Source organism: Halorubrum sp. SS7, from assembly GCF_005435055.1.
Classification (GTDB): domain Archaea; phylum Halobacteriota; class Halobacteria; order Halobacteriales; family Haloferacaceae; genus Halorubrum; species Halorubrum salinarum.
The window spans coordinates 1-254 of the sequence record NZ_SGXV01000567.1; the positions used below are offsets into that span (position 1 = coordinate 1).

The following is a 254-nucleotide window of genomic DNA, read 5'->3' on the forward strand; positions in this document are numbered from 1 at the left end:
GTTCGTCGACGAGAACCTCGACCGCTACGCCGAGACGCAGGGCGTCCTTCCCGAACGGCTCGACGAGTTCGGCGAGGCGTACCGCTCGCAGGGACACCTGACGCGCGACCAGCTGTACGAGATCGCCTACGAGTCGTCGACGCGGAGCGCCTACCACGTCGAGAAGAACCCCGAGTCTCGGTGTCGGGAGGTGACGCGCAACGCCCGCGCCGTCGACGGCGACTTCTCCGCGATCCACCTGATAACCGGGCTCT

1 pseudogene is annotated in these 254 nt (G+C 67.3%); it reads left to right on the plus strand.

Features of this window, described 5'->3' with window-relative positions:
- A pseudogene (locus tag EXE44_RS19160) lies at nt 1-254 on the plus strand (hypothetical protein); the annotation flags it as partial.